This window comes from Pedobacter suwonensis (genome assembly GCF_900111825.1).
GTDB lineage: Bacteria > Bacteroidota > Bacteroidia > Sphingobacteriales > Sphingobacteriaceae > Pedobacter > Pedobacter suwonensis.
Map to the genome: position 1 here is coordinate 1 of NZ_FOJM01000030.1, position 19,878 is coordinate 19,878.

Annotated in this window: 14 protein-coding genes; 3 read left to right on the forward strand and 11 right to left on the reverse strand. The window is 38.9% G+C overall.

Translation table 11 applies throughout. The features are described 5' to 3' along the window. From BM107_RS24090 to BM107_RS24100, 3 genes are all read left to right on the forward strand, one after another. On the forward strand, positions 1-1,428 hold a 1,428-nt coding region (locus BM107_RS24090; RefSeq protein ID WP_139222339.1), incomplete at its 5' end, for an MBG domain-containing protein. A gap of 13 nt (positions 1,429-1,441) precedes the next feature. Further along, a complete protein-coding gene (locus tag BM107_RS24095) occupies positions 1,442-2,302 on the forward strand; it encodes a PorP/SprF family type IX secretion system membrane protein (protein WP_090988298.1) in 861 nt (286 codons plus the stop codon). A gap of 732 nt (positions 2,303-3,034) precedes the next feature. After that, complete coding sequence (locus BM107_RS24100; protein WP_090988276.1) at positions 3,035-5,587, forward strand: ATP-dependent Clp protease ATP-binding subunit; 2,553 nt, start codon at positions 3,035-3,037, stop codon at positions 5,585-5,587. 83 nt (positions 5,588-5,670) lie between these two features. On the opposite strand, the gene BM107_RS24105 is transcribed toward BM107_RS24100, so the two are convergent. The 11 genes from BM107_RS24105 to BM107_RS24155 all read right to left on the reverse strand — a co-directional run bounded on the left by BM107_RS24105 (position 5,671) and on the right by BM107_RS24155 (position 19,550). Then, positions 5,671-6,543, reverse strand: a complete 873-nt coding sequence (locus BM107_RS24105; protein WP_090988278.1) for an ATP-grasp domain-containing protein — start codon at positions 6,541-6,543, stop codon at positions 5,671-5,673. A 190-nt stretch (positions 6,544-6,733) separates the two neighbouring features. After that, a complete protein-coding gene (locus tag BM107_RS24110; protein WP_090988280.1) occupies positions 6,734-7,801 on the reverse strand; it encodes a PA0069 family radical SAM protein in 1,068 nt (355 codons plus the stop codon). 112 nt (positions 7,802-7,913) lie between these two features. Next, positions 7,914-9,152 carry a carboxypeptidase-like regulatory domain-containing protein gene (locus BM107_RS24115; RefSeq protein WP_090988282.1) on the reverse strand — a complete coding sequence of 413 codons (1,239 nt, stop codon included), beginning with the start codon at positions 9,150-9,152 and terminating at the stop codon, positions 7,914-7,916. Positions 9,153-10,072: 920 nt separating this feature from the next. Next, a complete protein-coding gene (locus BM107_RS24120; RefSeq protein WP_090988284.1) occupies positions 10,073-11,308 on the reverse strand; it encodes a carboxypeptidase-like regulatory domain-containing protein in 1,236 nt (411 codons plus the stop codon). Positions 11,309-11,429: 121 nt separating this feature from the next. Then, positions 11,430-13,082, reverse strand: a complete 1,653-nt coding sequence (gene recN, locus BM107_RS24125; RefSeq protein WP_090988286.1) for a DNA repair protein RecN — start codon at positions 13,080-13,082, stop codon at positions 11,430-11,432. Between the two features lie 99 nt (positions 13,083-13,181). Next, the gene (locus tag BM107_RS24130; protein ID WP_090988288.1) at positions 13,182-15,278 is read right to left on the reverse strand and encodes a M56 family metallopeptidase; all 2,097 of its coding nucleotides are present in this window, start codon (positions 15,276-15,278) and stop codon (positions 13,182-13,184) included. 94 nt (positions 15,279-15,372) lie between these two features. Beyond that, entirely contained in the window at positions 15,373-15,744 is a 372-nt protein-coding gene (locus BM107_RS24135) for a BlaI/MecI/CopY family transcriptional regulator (RefSeq protein WP_090988290.1), read from the reverse strand. A gap of 364 nt (positions 15,745-16,108) precedes the next feature. Continuing rightward, complete coding sequence (porD, locus tag BM107_RS24140; RefSeq protein WP_090988292.1) at positions 16,109-17,002, reverse strand: type IX secretion system protein PorD; 894 nt, start codon at positions 17,000-17,002, stop codon at positions 16,109-16,111. Beyond that, entirely contained in the window at positions 16,999-18,195 is a 1,197-nt protein-coding gene (gene coaBC / locus BM107_RS24145; protein ID WP_208864462.1) for a bifunctional phosphopantothenoylcysteine decarboxylase/phosphopantothenate--cysteine ligase CoaBC, read from the reverse strand. The genes porD and coaBC overlap by 4 nt, the downstream gene beginning before the upstream one ends. 77 nt (positions 18,196-18,272) lie before the next feature. Further along, positions 18,273-18,599: a DNA-directed RNA polymerase subunit omega gene (locus BM107_RS24150; RefSeq protein WP_090988294.1), complete on the reverse strand. Its 327-nt coding sequence runs from the start codon at positions 18,597-18,599 to the stop codon at positions 18,273-18,275. Between the two features lie 3 nt (positions 18,600-18,602). After that, on the reverse strand, positions 18,603-19,550 hold the full coding sequence (locus BM107_RS24155) for an outer membrane protein assembly factor BamD (protein WP_090988296.1): 948 nt from the start codon (positions 19,548-19,550) through the stop codon (positions 18,603-18,605). Positions 19,551-19,878 lie beyond the last annotated feature (328 nt).

Consider the following 19,878-nt stretch of genomic DNA (forward strand, 5'->3'; position numbering starts at 1 on the left):
ACAGTAACGGCTGCAGCGAAGAGCAAAACCTACGGTGATGCCGATCCTGCACTGACCTATACCTTTGCTCCGGCACTGGTAACCGGAGACAGTTTCAGCGGAAGCTTAACCAGAACACCAGGCGAGAACGTGGGTACTTATGCGATCAATCAGGGTACACTTTCTTTAAGCAGCAATTACAGCTTGACCTACGTTGGTGCTGATCTGACGATCGGAGCGAAAACCATCACGGTAACGGCTGCAGTGAAAAGCAAAACCTATGGTGATGCTGATCCTGCGCTGACTTATACCTTTGCTCCGGCACTGGTAACCGGAGACAGTTTCAGCGGAAGCCTGACCAGAACACCAGGCGAGAACGTGGGTAATTATGCAATCAACCAGGGTACACTTGCACTAAGCAGCAATTACAGCTTAACCTATGTTGGTGCTGATCTGACGATCGGAGCGAAAACCATTACGGTAACGGCTGCAGCGAAGAGCAAAACCTACGGTGATGCCGATCCTGCGCTGACCTATACCTTTGCTCCGGCACTGGTAACCGGCGACAGTTTCAGCGGAAGCTTAACCAGAACACCAGGCGAAAACGTGGGTACTTATGCGATCAACCAGGGAACGTTAGTCTTAAATGGGAACTATGTTATCTCTTACGTAAGCAATAGCCTGACGATCAGTAAATCAGTACTAACTGTTACGGCTAATAATGCGGTGATGTGTCAGTCTGACGGGTTCCCAACCTTTGGTGTAACTTATAGCGGCTTTAAAGCTGGCGATAATGAGAATTCGTTAAGTACAAAACCAACGGTAAGCACTACAGCAAATAGAAATGTAGCAGGAAGCTATGTACTTTCAGCATCTGGTGGTGTATCTAATAATTATAGTTTTGTGTACGTAAATGGTACATTAATAATTAATGCCATCCCATCGGTAAGTATAGTAAGCAGTAAAGGGACTGAAATCAGTAAAGGCGAAACATCGGTATTAACGGCCAGTGGAGGAACAGCTTATAGCTGGTCTGCAGCAAGCGGTATCGTTAGTGGGCAAAATACGGCTTCTCTAAACGTTCGTCCTTTGCAAACCACAACGTATACGGTTCGGGTTACCAATGCCAGTGGTTGTATCAGTTCAGCATCCATCACTATTAAGGTAAATGAAGATTATAAGTTGGTTGCAAATAATATCCTAACACCAAATGGTGACGGGATAAATGACACGTGGTTTGTACAGAATATCGATATGTATCCAAACAATGAAGTCCGTATTTTCGACCGAAATGGAAGGGAAATGTACAGCAAGAAATCTTATGATAATAGCTGGAATGGAACGATAGGAGGAAATGACCTTGCAGAGGGAACTTATTATTACATCATTACTTATGGCCCAAATAAATTGGTTCAAAAAGGATTTATCACGATTATCAGAAATCGCTAAGAAAATGAAAAGGATGAAAAAAACAATATTGATACTGGCTGCTCTTATTGGTATTTCGAAGGTAAATGCGCAGACTAATCCATTATTAAACCAGTATTTTAACAACACATATCTTGCTAACCCGGCGATGGCCGGATTAGCAGGAGGAGCAACCGCAGACCTTACTTTCCGTTCACAATGGAATAATATTCCCGGAGCCCCTATGGTACAAAACCTGAGCGCCACTTATGGATGGGAAAGAGTAGGGGTGGGACTAAACATGAATCTGGATAAAGCCGGCTTGCAAAGACAAACGAGGATTCTGGCAAGTTATGCCTATCATCTTCCGCTCAATGGATCTGCAAAATTACATTTTGGTTTATCCGCAGGCTTTATGAACCAGCGGGTTGATATGCAGGATTTGATCGGTAATCCAAATGATCCACAGGTTGGCACTTACAATACCGATCACAGAACCTATTTTGATGGAGATTTTGGGGTTGGGTTAACTTCACAGCGATTTAATGTAGATTTTGCGATGGTGAACCTTAAAAATTATTTCAATAGGGATAAGTTAAAACTAATCAATACACCGGCTGTATATGCTTCGGCAGGTTATAAAATTGATTTGGGAGAAAGCTTGCTTCAGCCTAAGGTGGCATATCGTTCCTTTACGGGCATTGATGATATCGTGGATATTGGCGCTCAACTCGGAGTTGCTAATCAACAGTTATTGTTTACAGCCATGTATCATACCAGTAAGGCCGCAAGTTTCGGTGTGGGCTTACATTACAAGAAAAAGTATATGATTAATACCGCATATACCACACAAACCGGTAATTTAAGCGGTTATACGGCAGGAAACTTTGAAATCAATCTGGGTATTAACTGGTAATGGATAATTTTCCAAACAAATAAGTGTCCAAAGATTGAAATGGCCATAGCAATAGCTGTGGCCATTTCAATTTACTCATCTTGTCTTAATGTCGTATAAGGAAGCGGGCTGTCCCGACCGTAAAGATGGACGCTCTTTTCCGGAAAATTTTTATCACGGGATCGTTCTTACTTAAATTTCCTTCGCTGTGTTCCGGACTGCTACTATCTACCTCATGGTCATATTGCGTAAATTTCTTCGTTAAAAATCATTATACAGTAACAAACTCATGAGTTAAAAAACAAAAAGGACGTAACTATAGTTAATTTCGTATAAAGATTATTTTATGGAGGTTCGATTATTGTTGATCATTATTGACAATAATAATTAAATGATGTCATGTTCTTTTTGTTTTTCTGTCAAAACTTGTAAATTGCTTAAGTAAAACGATACATATTGTCAGTTTCTGATGGCTTGGAAATCCTTACAATAAACCGACAATGTGCTGCCTGCGGTTGGTTGTTTTTGGTAAATGTCACTCTAAAACCTTTAGAATACTTATTACGTAGATAGATATAAGAAAAATAAGATTTATCGGCATCATAATCTTACATTGAATTTTGGGTTTTTAGACACTTGCAAGCCTCTTTATCCACCCGTATGGCGCAATTGTTGATAAAATAAAGAAAACAGTACATTCTTTTTTATAAAGTTATTTTATAGTTTAGGGACGTAGCTGTTAAGAAAGGTATTATGGAAGCAAAATTTTCACCACAGGTTAAAGATGTAATCTCTTTTAGTAGGGAGGAAGCACTCCGTTTAGGACACGATTACATTGGAACCGAGCATTTATTATTAGGCCTCATACGCGAAGGCGATGGTATGGCTATCAAAATTTTACGATCGTTAGGAGTTGATACTGGTAAATTGCGCCGCTCAATTGAAGATGCTGTTCGCGGTACTTCGAGTGTGACAGTAAACCTGGGTAATATTCCATTAACTAAACAGGCAGAAAAAGTTTTAAAAATTACTTACTTAGAAGCTAAAATATTTAAAAGCGATTTAATTGGCACCGAACATTTGCTCTTATCGGTTTTGAGAGATGATGATAACATCGCCTCACAGATCCTATTGCAATACGGCATTACTTATGATGTTTTTAAACAGGAGGTAGAAGTGAATAAAAATGGTTTTAGAGATGATATCTCCAACAGTGCATCTACAGGAGGCGATGACGATTATCGCGAAGAGGAAAGCTTTAGTACACCTAAAAAAGTTTCTGATATAAAATCTAAAACCCCTGTTCTGGATAATTTCGGCCGCGATTTAACAAAGGCTGCAGAAGAAGGAAGATTAGATCCGATTGTAGGCCGTGAGAAAGAAATCGAACGCGTATCGCAGATTTTATCCCGCAGAAAAAAGAACAATCCGATTTTAATCGGAGAACCGGGAGTTGGTAAATCGGCAATTGCAGAAGGTCTCGCCTTACGCATTGTACAACGTAAAGTTTCACGTGTGCTTTTTGGCAAACGTGTAGTGACTTTGGATTTGGCATCGCTGGTTGCCGGTACAAAATATCGTGGACAGTTCGAAGAGCGTATGAAAGCCGTGATGAACGAGCTTGAAAAGTCTACTGATGTAATTCTATTTATTGATGAGATTCATACCATTGTTGGCGCTGGTGGCGCATCTGGCTCATTAGATGCATCCAATATGTTCAAACCTGCTTTGGCAAGGGGCGAAATTCAATGTATAGGTGCCACAACATTAGATGAATACCGTCAGTACATTGAGAAAGATGGTGCTTTAGACCGTCGTTTTCAAAAAGTGATGGTTGAGCCTGCTACACCTGATGAAACTGTAGAGATTTTAACGCGTATTAAAGATAAATACGAAGAACACCATGGGGTTACCTATACAGAGGAAGCTATTCTGGCCTGTGTTACATTAACCTCGCGTTATATCTCTGATCGTTTTTTACCTGATAAAGCGATTGATGCCTTAGATGAAGCCGGTTCACGTGTTCATTTAACTAACATCCATGTTCCGCAGAACATTATTGATATCGAAGCCAAAATTGAGGATATCAAATTGGAGAAAAACAAGGTGGTACGTAGCCAGAAGTATGAAGAAGCTGCAAAGCTGCGTGATACGGAGAAAAATTTAATTGAAGAATTAGATAAAGCTAAAGCAGAGTGGGAAGCCGAAACCAAAACCAAACGTTACGAAGTATCAGAAGATAACGTAGCCGAGGTAGTTTCAATGATGACTGGTATTCCGGTACAACGTGTTGGACAAACAGACAGTGCAAAACTGTTGAACATGTACGATAAAGTGGCTGAGAAAATTATCGGTCAGAATGATGCGATCAAGAAATTGACTAAAGCCATCCAACGAACGAGAGCTGGGTTAAAAGATCCTAAAAAACCAATCGGTTCCTTTATTTTCCTGGGGCCAACTGGTGTAGGTAAAACGGAATTGGCAAAAGAATTGGCGCGTTTCATGTTCGATAGTGATGATTCTCTGATTCAAATCGACATGAGTGAGTACATGGAGAAATTTGCGGTTTCGCGTTTAGTAGGAGCGCCTCCGGGATACGTAGGTTATGAAGAGGGTGGCCAATTAACTGAAAAAGTTAGGAGAAAGCCTTATGCCGTAATTTTATTGGACGAGATTGAAAAAGCACACCCTGATGTATTTAATATCTTATTGCAGGTTTTAGATGAAGGTCAGTTAACAGATAGTTTAGGTCGTAAAGTTGATTTTAGAAATACCATCATCATCATGACCTCTAATATCGGTGCACGTCAGCTTAAAGATTTCGGTCAAGGCGTTGGTTTCTCTACAACAGCAAAAACAAGCCAGGCCGATTCTCACAGTCGCGGTGTAATAGAAAGTGCATTGAAACGTGCCTTTGCGCCTGAGTTCTTAAACCGTGTTGATGATGTTGTGGTATTCAACAGCTTAGGTAAAGAAGAAATCTTTAAGATTATCGATATTGAATTAAAAGCTTTATTCGGTCGCGTTCATACACTTGGTTATGAGATTGTATTGACTGATAATGCCAAAGAATATATTGCAGATAAAGGTTTTGATAGTAATTTTGGTGCCCGTCCGTTAAAACGAGCAATTCAGAAATATTTAGAAGATCCGATTGCTGAAGAAATTCTGAAAGGCGAATTGACCGAAGGTGATGTTTTAGAAATTGATTATGATAAAACAACCGAACTCGTATCAATTAATCATAAAAAAGGCGAAAGCAAAAAAGAAGAACCAAAACAAGAAGAAGATTCTTCAAGTAAATAAAAAAAACTCCCGATGAAAGTCGGGAGTTTTTTTTATATCTGCCTGGAATTGACTGATTGCGGGTAACGTTTAGCCAAAGGCAATTACATCAGTTTTTTCAATGCTTCATAATAACGATCATAATTTTCAGGAGCTGTATTTAAAAATAGAAAAGGTTCTATGAGTTCCAACTCCATCAGTAAAAATTCGCCATTTACGAAAGTACCGTCAACACGGGCATAAAGACAGTTTTTAGCAAACAAATCAACATATTGCTGTGCCATGGCAATCAGGTCATGATCGGGATTTTGCGGATGTACAGATCCACCATGTGCTGGCTGCACCCTGAAATCGCCAGGTTTAGCTTTTTTAATGAGCGAGTGGCTGTAGGTGCCGTTGAAGAAAATGAACGACCATTCTCCGCTTTCCAAAATTTCCGGTAAAAATGGTTGAATAATAAAATCCTCTTCCTGCAGAAGATGGTTTAACTGATGATTTACTGCCTCAACGTGATCTATTGTTACCTTGAAGGTATTTTTTGCACCACCGCTGATGCAGGGTTTCACAATTAATTTATCTGTATTAAACTCGTCGAAGAAGTGTTTAAGCGATACGCGGTTTTGCTTATTGATGAAAATACTGGGTATAATTTTTAAGCCAGCGGCTTCGATCTCTTTCAGGTAGCGCTTATCCGAATTCCACCTCACCACATTAATTGGGTTGAGCAGTTTTACTTTTTTAGTTGCTAAAAGATCCAGCCAGGTATAAAAATCTTCAATCAGGTCAAAATAATCCCATGGTGATTTTAAAATCGCCACCTGGTAATCCTCCCAGTTGATATGTGGATTATTCCAGATTACCAGATCAATGGTCAATCCTTTTTCTTTTAAAAAGTTGAGGAGCTTGTCGTCTTCACTTTCAACGGTGGTTGTATCATAGGCGCCTTTGTCCAGGTAGGTAATCAATGCAATCTTCATGGTTTAAAACTAAGTTTTATGCCAGTAGTTTACAAATCTGTGTTTACAAAGATGTTGATGATTTACTTTTTCTGTGATGAATTACAAACTCAAAGCTCAAAAATCTTTATTACAATCGGAACAAACGCATTGAGATGGCCGTGATCATAAACCACGGCCCCGAGCGTTGGGGATTTCTCTCCCCGAATGTTTAAAATAGGCTCGCCTGGTTACTCGGAACCTTAAACAGCGTATGATCTAAAATAATGTCTTTTATATTTAAGCCATTTAAACGGCAATGCAATCTGAAATTATCCCTGATTATCTGCGAAATATTGCCATCGCCGCGCATGCGGTCGCCAAACCGGCTGTCATTTACATTACCGCCGTGGCAACTCTGAATGGAATGCCAGACTTTATCAAAGCGGTCCGGAAAATTTTTCAGCAGCCAATCTTCAAAAATCTGTCCGATGGCACCATTGAGCCTTACTACCGTGTACCCCGCTTTAATGGCGCCAGCATTGGCTACTGCTTTTAAAATTTTTGGAATTTCATGGTCACTTAAACCTGGAACAAGAGGGGCAACCATTACACCCACAGGAATTCCATCCTTACTGAGTTCTTCTACCACCTTTAACCGTTGTTTGGCCGTTGTGGTACGTGGCTCCATTACCTGCCTTAAATCTTCATTCAAACTGTTAATGGAAACATAAACCATGCACAGGTTTAATTTGGCCATCTCTTTCAGAATGTCCCTGTCGCGCAGGATGAGTGAATTTTTGGTAATCATCCCAATCGGCTGTTTGTAGGCCAATGCAATTTCAAGCAACTGTCGGGTTAGCTTAAATTTTCTTTCGGCAGGTTGGTAGCAATCGGTATTGCCAGAAAGCGAAATGGTAGTGGCATCCCAGCCTTTTTTCTCCAGAAATTTTTTAAAGAGCGTTGGTGCATCTTTTTTGACGATTATTTTCCGCTCAAATTCTATTCCGGCGCTATAGCCCCAATATTGGTGCGAATTGCGGGCGTAACAATACGTACATCCGTGCTCACAACCTTGATAAGGATTTAATGAATAGGCCATGCCAACATCCGGACTGTCGACCTTATTTACAATGGTTTTCGAATTTTCGAAAATGAAAGAAGTTTTACGATCACTTTCCTCCCAGTCGTCTATTCCTTCATCGTGCTCTTTTACATAAACATCTTTCAAAAATTTGTTATGTGGATTAACCTGTGCACCTCTACCCTTAAAATATTGATTTTCTCTTTCCCCAATCATAATTTAAAATTACTAATATTTTTAGTAATTTTAAGTATCAGTTGTGGTTACTTTTCAACAATTAATTTTAGATTTGATCATCAATTTTCCGTCTTACCGCTCACATCTTCCGTCATTCCTTCTTCGGGAGTGGAATATAATCCATTGGTACCATATCGGCCACTTTCTCATAAGCCCAGTAACCTTCGTAAAGCAACGAACGGGAATCGTAAATGCCGCCATTTTCATAAAAACGTACCCCTTCGCCAGTTAAATTCGCTACTGAAATTTCATTTTCCGGTACATCAAGCGGCCTAAAAATCCAGAAGCCTGTTTTCGAATAGGCAAGAGATTCTTTTTCTTTGGTATATTGGATCAACAAGGCATCGGTATAACTTAAGTATTTTAAATTCTGATTAAAGTAATGTACTAAAGTATCTGTAAGCACTTCAGCCCTCGAAAATTTATCAATGGTTTTGGGCATTTCCTGCTGTTTTGTCCAAAAGGCAAGTAAGGCAGTATCTACTTTTCCTTTCGTTTGTCTGATGCCTGTTTTTTCAGGTACGGCTTTAATTTTTTCCAAATTGGCATTGATCACATATTGCGGATAGCGGTTTGGGTTGGGGATTTTAATCATTTTATTGATGATAAATCCTTCCTCCTTTGTTTTATTGGCATAAAGTGAGCGGAAAAAATGTTGTGAGGAGCCATAATAAGCCACTTCTCTTGCCGCAATATACTTTTTCTTTTTGGCCGCCGAAGCTTTTAATTCTTCAAAAAACGGATGGCCAGAATAAAAAATGATGTGTGTACGGGAATTATACTCAAAATGATCAAGCATATATTTTAGGCGATAGCCCAATGCTTTATTTTCGACAATTAAAAATTCTTTAGTAGATACTATTAACGTACTTTTGGTAATATCGAAATCTACATTCAGAACCTGCGGATTTAATATCTTGCATTGAGCTGCATTTGGTGTTTTACCAATAAAAAACTCTTTAAACTGGTTGATATATTTCTGTCTGTTCGGGTCAGCCCTGATTACCACTTCATCAAGCTGTGCAACATTCTCTTTCAAAACCAGCTCTACCTGAACTGATTTATCAGAAATGATAACACTTTTAGAATAGGGGAGGTAGCCAACAAGCTGCACAAGCAGGTCGTAACTGCCAGGCTTTAGATTTGAAAGTTTAAATTTTCCATCGTTATCGGCAACTGTTGCAATCTTATATCCGCTTAAGTAGATACTCGCGCCAGGCAATCCATCTTTTTTATCCCTAACTACACCACTGATTGAGAAGGTATTTTGAGCAATGGCATTAGTAGCCAACATGATCAGTATACAGGCTACTAAGAGGTTTTTAATCATGGAGACGAATGTACCCAAAACGCATAATATTTATTAAAATCGCTAAAAATTTTTAACAAATTTAACATTTGATATGGATCGTCAATGCCAATTTCCCTGCGTGTATAACAAAGGATCTTTTATAAGGCAATTTATCCAAACCAGGCCTGATTTAGCCTGTTGCATTTAATGGCATGGTCCCAAAACCCTTAATCGTGTTACCGGCACTGCCAGCTAAACCCGACCGTAGTGAAAAACCCACAGCCCGAAGCATGAGGGCGAGGATTTGTAACAAAGGGCGGGACGGTCGGAACCGATTAGCAGTGCACCTGCTTTCCAAAAAATATTTTATTCAAATCCTGGCGAGCGGCTAAGCCTAGATAATTATAAATAACCTGAGTTCGATTATTAATATTGTCTTTCGTTAACTTATATCGGTTATTTGATTAAGAGGCCGTCACCCTGAATTCATTTCAGGGTCTTTCCTGCTAAAAAGATGCTGAAACAAGTTCAGCATGACGAATCGGCCAGGGATGGGTCGTTTATAAGGCAGTATTTTAATTAAATAATTATCGAGTTCAGGTAAATAATAAATTGCTGTCCTGCTAAGCCTAGCGAAGAATCTTTTTCAAGTTAATCATTAAGGCATTCTGATAAGCAATTATCTTTTTGTTTTGGAACAAAAGTTTCGTTTTTCATAGCTGTAGTTGTCCCGCCATCGCTTTTGGTCCCATTGTGCCGCGCCACATTGCAGGTTAACTTACGCTGTCGGTTTTATTTAACCACAGCCAGTACTAATAGCATGGTCCCAAAATCCCAAAAAAGGATTTGTAACAAAGGGCGGGACGGTCGGAACCGATTAGCAGTGCACCTGCTTTCCAAAAAATATTTTATTAAAATCCTGGCGGGCGGCTAAGCCCAGATATCGAAACACTACACTCCTATTTTTTCAGATCAACCGGCGGTAAATAATCCATTGGCACGCTATCTGCAATTTTTTCCCATGCCCAATAGCCGGCATAAAGCATAGCGCGTGGATTATAGATTCCACCATTCGCATAAAAATATACCGGTGCTATTTGAAGGGTAATGGTCGATACCTGATAATCGGGCATATCCAAAGGCCTGTTGATGGATAAGCCTATACGGTTGGCAAATAATGCATCTTCCTTTTCTTTAGTATAGATAATATAAAGTTTATCAGTAAAGTTTATGCTTTTAACGTTTTGGTTTTTGATATGAACCAAGGTGTCTTGTGCAACAGGACTGCGGCTTAAAATGGAAATACCATCAGGTAGGTTTTTCTGTCTGATCCAATAGCTGAGTGAGTCTCCTTGATTAAAATTTATTTTTTTTTGTAATAAGCCTCCCTGCAGCTTTGTTAAACGTTTAATATTTGCGTTTATGATACTATCGGACGGTTTGTCGCGATTTGGCTGAGTAATTAATTTGTTGATGATAAAACCTTCTTCAGTTGCCCTGCCATTGTAGAGTGATGTAAAAAAATGCTGTGGGGAACCCAGGTAAGCGGTTAAGCGTTTCTTTGCCCATATCTTTTTTTTCCGGGCCGATCCTTTTAAATCTTCATAATAAGGAAATCCTTCATAATAGATGATCTTCGTTCGGCTACTGTACTCAAAATTATTGATCAGGTATTTTATCCGGTATCCCAATGCCTGGTTCTCAATAATTAAAAATTGATTTGTCTTAACCGTGAGCTTCGCTTCATCTCTGTTGTAATCAACCAATAGCACATTCGGATTGATCATTTTACACTGTTGGGCATTTGGCGTAGTACCAATAAAAAAATCTTTGAACATGGCGATATAATGGGCCCTGTTCGGATCTGGTTTAATGGTAACTTCGCTTAACTGGGTGATGCTTTCTTCTAAAACCAGATCGAGTTTTATCGCCTTATTAGCTATAATAATGTTTTTATTTACCGTCTTGTAGCCGATTAATTGTACTAAAATATCGTAATTACCAGGTTTTAAGGGGAGAATATAATTGCCATTATTATCTGTTACCGTAGCCATTTTATAACCACTTACATATACGCCTGCACCAGGTAAAACTTCACCACGTTTATCTTTAACTGTCCCCGAAAGCACGTAATTTTGTTGGGCGAAACAAATTTTAACGACCAATAAGAAGAATAAAACTGGAAAAGATTTCATAGTATAAATATAAACTAATTTATTAGTTTATATTTAATTCATAATGTAAAATTATTGGTGTTTTTCTTATTGGACCCTGTCTGATAAATATGAAATTGTTAGTGGGGATCAGAACAATAAATTAAGCCAATAGTTCTTTTGCATTTTCTATAGCCGATGCACCCGGATTTTTACCACTTAACATTTCGGCAATTACCTCAATACGTTCTTCCTGTTTAAGTTTACGGATGGCAGTAGTGGTTTTTCCGCGGTCTTCATGTTTATGAACATAATAGTGTGATCTGCCTTTGGCCGCAATCTGTGGCAGGTGTGTAATGGAGATTACCTGCATGTTCTGGCCTAAATCGGAAATGACCTCTCCAACTTTTAGCGCAGTTTCCCCGGAAATTCCGGTATCAATTTCATCAAAAATAATGGTCGGTAAAGAAGTATGTTTAGCCAGTAAAGCTTTAATGGCTAGCATTAAGCGCGATAACTCGCCACCAGACGCTACTTTGTTTACCGGTGCGGGCGCCTGACCAGCATTAGCTGTAAATAGCAGGTTTATTTCGTCTAAACCATCTTTATTTAATTCGCTAAATACTTTTTGGTCTAAAACCAGTTTTGCATTTAGCATGCCCACTCTTTTTAAGGTCAAACTGGTTTGTTCTTCAACTACTTTAATCGCTTTTTTGCGGTTGGCACTTAACTGTCCGGCCTGCTGAAGCAGTACTTTTTGAAGTTGATCTATTTCTTTCTGCAGGTTTTCGATATGCTCATCAGAAGATAAGAGTTTGTTCAGATTTTCTTCCAGTTGCTTTTGAAACGCTAATAATTCGGTATTGTTAGCAACGCGATGTTTTTGCTGCAGTGAATAGAAAAGATCCAGCCTTTGATTAACAATTTCCAAACGATCGGCACTGTGGATGGTATTTTCTTCTATGGCAGAAACCTCATCGGTAATATCTTTTATTTCGATAATGGAGGAGCGTAACCGTTCGTACAGCACATTGATTGCAGGATCAAATTTTTCGATACTTTGTAACTGTAAAGAAGCTTCTTTTAAGATCTGGAGAGCAGAAGGCTCACCTTCGCTAATTAAGCCGGAAGTGGTGAGTAATGCCCTTTTTATGGTTTCTGCATGGGTTAACCGTTCTAATTCCTGTTCTAAATCTTCCTGCTCGCCATCCTGTAGTTTTGCCTGTTCCAGTTCGTTGAACAGAAACTGTTCATAATCCTGTTTATTCCTGGCCTCGTCTGCTTCGGCTACCAGTTTCTTTAACAGGCTGCTATCATGCTTAAGCTTTTTAAATCCGCGGCGGTAGTCAGTCAATAATGATTTATGGTTGGCCAGTGCATCTACAATCAACAGTTGAAAATCGTTATCGTTAATTTCCTGTGTAGCATGCTGTGAATGGATGTCGATCAGCTTTTCGCCAATCTGTTTTAGGATGGATAAATTTACAGGCGTATCGTTAATGAAAGATCTTGTTTTGCCATCTATTGATATTTCTCTCCTCAGGATGCTTTCGTTTGAGAAATCAAGATCATTTTCTTCAAAAAGACCTTTCAGGTTTTCATCTGCCAAAGTGAAATTGCCTTCAATAACACATTTTTTGTCCTGGTTAAAAAAGTACTTGCTTTCTGCCCGCTGACCTAAAATTAGCGACAATGCGCCAAGTATGATCGATTTACCAGCGCCGGTTTCACCTGTAATAATATTCAAGCCTTTATCAAATTCGATATCCAGACTATCAATTAATGCGTAATTACGTATAGAAAGTTTTTGTAGCATGCTAAGCAAAAATATTAAAATTTATTCAACAGGACTCTACAAAACAAAAACAGCGAAGAATAATCTTCGCCGTTCATGATTTGTTTGGTTTATGCATTGTTATTTGATAGCAATGTTAATAGTATTGTCATTAGCAATTTTTAAGTTGGGTACCTTAAGATAAGTTTTTAAGGCCAATTGGTCAGCATTTGTAAAGTCTGATTTTTTATAGGTTACCACCGCATTTAACGTATTAAGCGCTTTATCGGCACCTGTAAAATCTTTATTTTGATACAAAATTACTGCTGGATTAACCTTTGAGCTTTTATTACTACCTTCAAATTTTTCTTTTTTCTCTTTCTGCTCTATTTTTTCCTTTAATTCTTTTACCTCGTTGTCAAATTTTTCTTTCAATTTTTTATACTCTTCCGTTTGTTTCACTTTATTATTCGAGTCATCATTCAATTTTAGAAAAATACCGTCTGAAAGCTGATAATCTTTTCCTGATTTTAAGGTCTTCACGCTTAAATTTTCAATTTGAGCCTTAAATTCCGGAGTATTTATCGTAGCCGCCAGATCTTCGCCTATTTTTTTCCATTGTGCCTGTGCTTCTGGCGACGAGAATTGTTTGTTCATATCTTCAGCAAATTTTTTCCATTTCGCCTGCGCCTCTGGTGAGCTATATTGTTTGGCTACATCTTCACCAAACTTTTTCCATTTGGCCTGTGCTTCTGGCGAACTGTATTGTTTGGCCACATCTTCACCAAACTTTTTCCACTTCGCTTGTGCTTCTGGCGAACTGTATTGTTTGGCCACATCTTCGCCAAATTTTTTCCACTTGGCCTGTGCCTCTGGAGAATTGTATTGTTTGGCTATATCTTCACCAAATTTTTTCCACTTTGCTTGTGCTTCAGGAGAGTTGAATTCCTTGTTGATTTTGGCAAATAACAGCGAATCGTCTAATTTAAATTTAAAATTACTATCGGCACGCAGTCTATAAATATTTTTACCTGCAAACAGTTCGTCCCTGTAAAAGTCTCTCTTTAGGCTATCCGGCATTTCTTTTACCGAGCTATATTCGGTCTTTTTACCATTAGCATCAATGGTCACAATTTTAATTTTACGTTTTTTCGTGGTATCCGTGTAAACAACGGTTTTCAGATCATTGTGGTTGATGACACTTAAGACTTCAATTTTTGTTCTTTTGGTGTCTTTTTTATTTTCTGTTGGATTGATCCAGGCAATAGAAAACAGGCAAGCTACTCCTAAGGTCAGTGCTGCCATTTGCTGTTTGGCGTTTAAATAATTTGTTTTCATGTTGGTTATTCTTTTTATGCGTTGATACAAATTCTGGGTTTTGCCTGTTGCCGCCAATGCATAAGCCGGACTGTTTTTTTCTTTTAATAGTTCCAGTTTAAGTAGGGCATGGGCATAATTCAGTGGTTTTCCGGTAATCTTTAATACCAGGTCATCGCAGGCATGCTCGCGCTCAATGTGTATAAACCTACCTGCCATCCATACAAATGGATTATAAAATAATAGGGTTTCAATAGCTGTTTTAATCAGGTTTAATAAAAAGTCGTTTCTTCTGATATGTGATAATTCATGAATGAGTATCGCTTCCACCTGGTCATTGTCTAATTGGTTTACCAGGGCCAGTGGAAATAATACAACGGGTTTTAAATAACCGATAACCAAAGGCACATTAACAATAGAAGAAATGTGAAACTGAATAGCTTTGTTAATTTTAAGCCGGGCCGTTACATGGTCAAAAATAACTTTCCAGCTATCGGGTATTGCACTTAAACTTTCTTTTTTTAGTTTGGAAAGCTGTCCATAACCATTAATAATAACAAACAACTGAAGCACAATACCAATGGTGTAGAATATAACTACTGTAGGGAAGTATTGCTCTGCCTTGCTGCTAAAGGTTGGTGGTAAGTTATTAAAGTATTGGTATACCTGTATATCCTGAGCTTTGATTGCTGATACATGCGTGTGTGCATGTGACATTAAATAGTGTATGAAATTATAGCCAAAGCCCATAAACATTAAAATGATGGCACCAAAAGCAAGGTTATGCTTATGTTTTGCAGCCAGTTTTGGGATGCCAAGCATGATAATAAATAGGATACCATAAATGATGGCGCTTTGCCAAAGCGAATTTAAGATGCTCCAGCCAAATGCTTTGATGAACTGTTGTAATAAAGTTTCCATAACGGTGGTTTTAATTTTTTATACGGATATCGTCCGAAATCTTAATGTTTATTAGGGATCTAAACCCTACACCTTCCAACCTTCAGCAATAGCCTTACTTTAGGCTATCCAAATATTTTTTTATTTCGTCAATTTCTTCTGCACTGGCGCTGTGGTTACCCAGGGCCTGCATCACCAGTCTCGCTGCAGATCCGTTAAATACATTATCGATCATTTTGTTTACCAGTTGTTTTTCCGTTTTATCCTGACTAACAAGTGCTTTATATACGTGTGTTTTTTGGGTAGTATCTCTGTCGACCATGCCTTTCTCATGCAAAATCTGCATCAGTTTTAAAGTAGTGGTGTAACCAGAGTCTTTTTTATTTAATGCCTCATGAACCTCTCTTACCGTTGCATTCCCCTTTTGCCAAAGCACCTGGAGGATTTCCATTTCACCTTCCGTAGGTTTGATGTTATAATTATCCATATGTTACAAGTTGTACGAATTGTTTCGTATTCAAATGTACGAAGATATTCGTAATATCAAAATATTTTAAAAAATTTTTAATCTATTTGATTGTGGAAACTGGTTAATCGGTTAACATTTTTGTAAGAAGTATCTGATGGGATGTATCCTGATTATTGGGCATTAAAAAGGAACCTGCCTTGTGAAAAACCAGTTTGCGTGATTAAACCTGATTGATGTGGATACCGGCCTGTTTGTAAGGCCTGCAGACGTATAAACGAAAGCAGGACTGCCTTTAAATGAAGCACAGCATTTGCTTTGCTAAAGAATGCCAAAGGCTTATTGATTAATTACAATTAACTGATTTAAACAATTAACCAGCATATTAATTCTTCTTCAGCCCTTCATATTTACCAATGTTTGCCGGATCAATTTCTGCCAACATGTTGTAGGCTTTCATACGTTCTTGTCCATTAAGTTTAGAAAGTACATTGGTTACCTCTTCTGCTTTTGCAGCAAAGTAAACATTAGGAAAGATAGAGCCGAGTTTCTGTTTATCCATTTGCTGTAGTGCGGGCAAGGCGGCAACAATTTGCGTTAAGCCCTTATCCTGATCGGTTAGCTGATCAAGACCGCTTAAATGATAACTGTAGATGAAATTGCGCAGTTCTGCAAATATGGGGTTTAAAACATTTTCATTAAACCAAAAACGATTACGTAAGCCATCGGCAGCTCTCCAGCCGGTATTGCCCGAAGCTTGTGCAAGGTTGATGATGTTCTGTGCTTTTTTATAAAAAGGAGTGCCACCCATTTTGCTAAAACTATCCTTATCCATCCCGATAATGGTGTAAGCATAATAGGTGAGTAGCGCACTAATATTGGAAATATAATTCTGGTCAGAGAAGTCGATTGTAGCCCCATCGTTAAAGTTGAAATCGAAATTCTTATCACTCATATTTAACAAAGTGCTATTATAAGAACTATTAAAAACGGGGCGGCTGCTTTGAATTTGCGCTTCGGCAGTATAACCAGAGCCACCATCCCACGAATTGATGGTGATGACGAAACTACAATCTATACGCTCCTGCGGCTTATAACTTTCGTTGCTGAATTTGTTGTTGTTCAAAAAATCGCGGATTGTTTTTTGCAAAGCGTCTAAAGTTGGTTTGCTAATGTTCGAAACCTGGGGAGCCAGTAAGGTTACCCGAGCGTTTAGTTCTTGCGCCTGTAGCTTTCCAAAACCCACAAATATCAGTATCCAAACAATCTTTTTTATCATTTCACAATTTTTAAAATGGCAGTACAAATATCTTTTGCAACATCTGTTTTCGATTTCATTTCAAATACAGTCCGTTCTAAAGCTTTGTTAAAAATAGTAATTTTATTGGTATCTGATTTAAAACCTGCTCCTTTATCATTCAAAGAATTTAGCACCACCAGGTCTAGATTTTTCTTTTCCAGTTTGCCTTTGGCATAATTCTCTTCGTCGTTGGTTTCTAAAGCAAATCCAACCAAAATCTGTTGCGGTTTTTTTGCCTTACCTAAATAAGCAAGTATATCTGTTGTTTTTTCCAGTTCCAAAAACAATCCGCTATCATGCTTTTTAATTTTTTGCGTAGCAACCTGTTTAGGCCGATAATCGGCCACAGCTGCGCACATCACAGTAATTACTGTTTCTTCAAAAGCAGCGGTACAAGCCTCAAACATTTCCTGCGCACTTACCACATCTATCCTTTTTAACGTTTGACTGCCTTTTTGGGCAGTTGGTCCGGCAATTAAAGTCACATCAGCACCTAGTTTGGCCAACTCATCAGCCAGGGCAAAACCCATCTTACCTGAAGAATGGTTGCCTATAAAACGTACCGGATCGATAGCCTCATAAGTAGGTCCAGCGGTTACCATTACCTTTTTGCCAAACAGGGGTAACGATTTCTTCACAGAATTATCCAGGAAAGTAACAATTTCTTCCGGCTCGGCCATTCGGCCTTCTCCCCAAAGTCCGCTGGCCAGTTCGCCGTTAGCCGGGGCAATAACCGTATTACCAAAACTGGTTACACGACTAATGTTGCTTTGGGTTGTTTTGTGTTTCCACATATCCAGATCCATAGCCGGGGCTACGTAAACCGGGCATTTTGCCGAAAGATAAACAGCCGTTAATAAATTATCGCAGATTCCTGTTGCCAGTTTGGCTAAAGTATTGGCGCTTATCGGAGCGATGATAATTAAATCGGCCCATAAGCCCAGTTCAACATGATTGCTCCATACGCCGGTTTCTTCTTCGAAATATTGTGTGTAAACCGGATTTTTAGAAAGCGTAGCAAGGGTAAGTGGTGTAATGAAATGAGCACCATCAGGGGTAAGGATAACCTTTACGTTTGCGCCAGCTTTTACGAGCAGCCGAACCAAAAATGCCGACTTATAAGCCGCGATGCTACCGCAAACGCCAAGGATTATATTTTTATTTTTTAGCATAATGCGCAGAGTAGATAAGGCATGGAGCATAGAGCGTAGTGCTAAACGCTTTGCCCTAAACGCTATGCGCTATGCAGTTACTTTTGTTCTTTAGCAGGGTTTCTGTGGTAAACTTTGCCATTCAAAAACTCATCCATAGCAACCAAAACAGGCTTTGGCATTCGCTCGTAATGCTTGCTGATCTCAATCTGCTCACGGTTTTCGAAAATTTCTTCCAAATTATCGTTGCTAGAAGCAAATTCTGCCAGTTTACCGTGTAACTCTTCTTTAACGTTGTTCGAAATTTGATTTGCCCTTTTCGCAATTACCACTAACGATTCGTATAAGTTATCAGTAGTTTTATCTAAATCGTGTACGTTTCTGGTTACTGTAGTATTAGGTACAGCAGGTTTGTTAGTATTCATCTGTTACTTGTTTTTAATATCCGTATTATCTGCATTCGTTGGTTTTGTAGAAACAGTATCCTTCAATTTACCTGTTCTAATCAACATCTGCTTGTATTTTTCCTGATCAGCAGCATATAATGCCAATTCTTTTTTTGTAGCCGCAATTCCTGCTTCAACATCACTTTTAAGCGCTTTTGCATCTTTAGCAAATTTACTGTCAGGGTGGTTTTCCGTAAATTCAGTATATAAAGCAAGTGCTTCATTGTAACGGTCTTCCTGACGGATGATGTAACTGTTTTTTGCGTATAAATATTGCGCCTTTATCATCAGGAAATCCATTTCCTCAGCATATTTAATGTCTGGATAATCTCTCTGTGCATTTTTTAAGGCAATAACAGCTGCTCTATAATTATCTACATTACTTGGTCCTGTAGTTAAATACATTTTAGCATTTTCAAAGGCTTTATCCTCTAATTTCCCCCTTAATACCGCAATATATTTTCCGGCAGCAGCAGCACGGTCGCTGGTAGGGTATAGGTTAATGAATAATTGTAGCGCATCAATAGCCTTATAAGTATTTTCCTGGTCTAAAGAGAAATTTGGCGACTCCAAGTAATAGCAGTATGCTGCCATGTATCTGGCTTCTTCAGCATTCTTACTTGCCGGGTAGGTGTCTGCAAAACTTTTAAACTGGTACCTCGCTGTGGTATAGTCACTTAATCTATAAAGGGTATAAGCATAATAATAGTTCAGGTCTTCTGCTTCTGCACGACCACGATATTTTTGAGATAGGTCCTCAAAAAGTACTAATGCCTTACTGTAATCGCGTTTATTATACAAACGAAGTGCCTCTTGGTATTTTTTTGCAACGTCATTGCTCGCCCTCAATTTCTCGAAACGACTTTTACAGCCCGCCATACCCAAAGCGGTAATAAATACTAAAATAATTAAGTGTTTAACTTTAAACATTCTGCAAAGATAATTAATAATACGATAACATCAATAAAAACAATTGGCCGCTAAGCTATGCAAAGCAATTCAGTACAAATATACAGTTAACAATTTTTAACATATATAAGTATCGTCGCTCGTATATGTATATATATTGTTGTTGGTTTTAGCAAAGCAGGGTCAGTGGTACTATATAAGCATGTTCCCGCTATTTGCTCCAAATCCTCGCTGCGCTGCGGGTTTTCCGCTGCTATCGGGTTTAGGTGGGCAGTTTCTTCCGAAATTTCAAGTGGCCGGGCGCAGGGGAACTTCGGAAGCTTTAATGGGTTTCTCCAGCCGATCCGTC

What these genes read in the sequence shown, in the direction of transcription:
- BM107_RS24095 (WP_090988298.1), top strand. Translation starts at nt 1,442, where the DNA reads ATGAAAAAAACAATATTGATACTGGCTGCTCTTATTGGTATTTCGAAG.
- BM107_RS24100 (WP_090988276.1), top strand. Translation starts at nt 3,035, where the DNA reads ATGGAAGCAAAATTTTCACCACAGGTTAAAGATGTAATCTCTTTTAGT.
- BM107_RS24105 (WP_090988278.1), bottom strand. Translation starts at nt 6,543, where the DNA reads ATGAAGATTGCATTGATTACCTACCTGGACAAAGGCGCCTATGATACA.
- BM107_RS24110 (WP_090988280.1), bottom strand. Translation starts at nt 7,801, where the DNA reads ATGATTGGGGAAAGAGAAAATCAATATTTTAAGGGTAGAGGTGCACAG.
- BM107_RS24115 (WP_090988282.1), bottom strand. Translation starts at nt 9,152, where the DNA reads ATGATTAAAAACCTCTTAGTAGCCTGTATACTGATCATGTTGGCTACT.
- BM107_RS24120 (WP_090988284.1), bottom strand. Translation starts at nt 11,308, where the DNA reads ATGAAATCTTTTCCAGTTTTATTCTTCTTATTGGTCGTTAAAATTTGT.
- recN (WP_090988286.1), bottom strand. Translation starts at nt 13,082, where the DNA reads ATGCTACAAAAACTTTCTATACGTAATTACGCATTAATTGATAGTCTG.
- BM107_RS24130 (WP_090988288.1), bottom strand. Translation starts at nt 15,278, where the DNA reads ATGGAAACTTTATTACAACAGTTCATCAAAGCATTTGGCTGGAGCATC.
- BM107_RS24135 (WP_090988290.1), bottom strand. Translation starts at nt 15,744, where the DNA reads ATGGATAATTATAACATCAAACCTACGGAAGGTGAAATGGAAATCCTC.
- porD (WP_090988292.1), bottom strand. Translation starts at nt 17,002, where the DNA reads ATGATAAAAAAGATTGTTTGGATACTGATATTTGTGGGTTTTGGAAAG.
- coaBC (WP_208864462.1), bottom strand. Translation starts at nt 18,195, where the DNA reads ATGCTAAAAAATAAAAATATAATCCTTGGCGTTTGCGGTAGCATCGCG.
- BM107_RS24150 (WP_090988294.1), bottom strand. Translation starts at nt 18,599, where the DNA reads ATGAATACTAACAAACCTGCTGTACCTAATACTACAGTAACCAGAAAC.
- BM107_RS24155 (WP_090988296.1), bottom strand. Translation starts at nt 19,550, where the DNA reads ATGTTTAAAGTTAAACACTTAATTATTTTAGTATTTATTACCGCTTTG.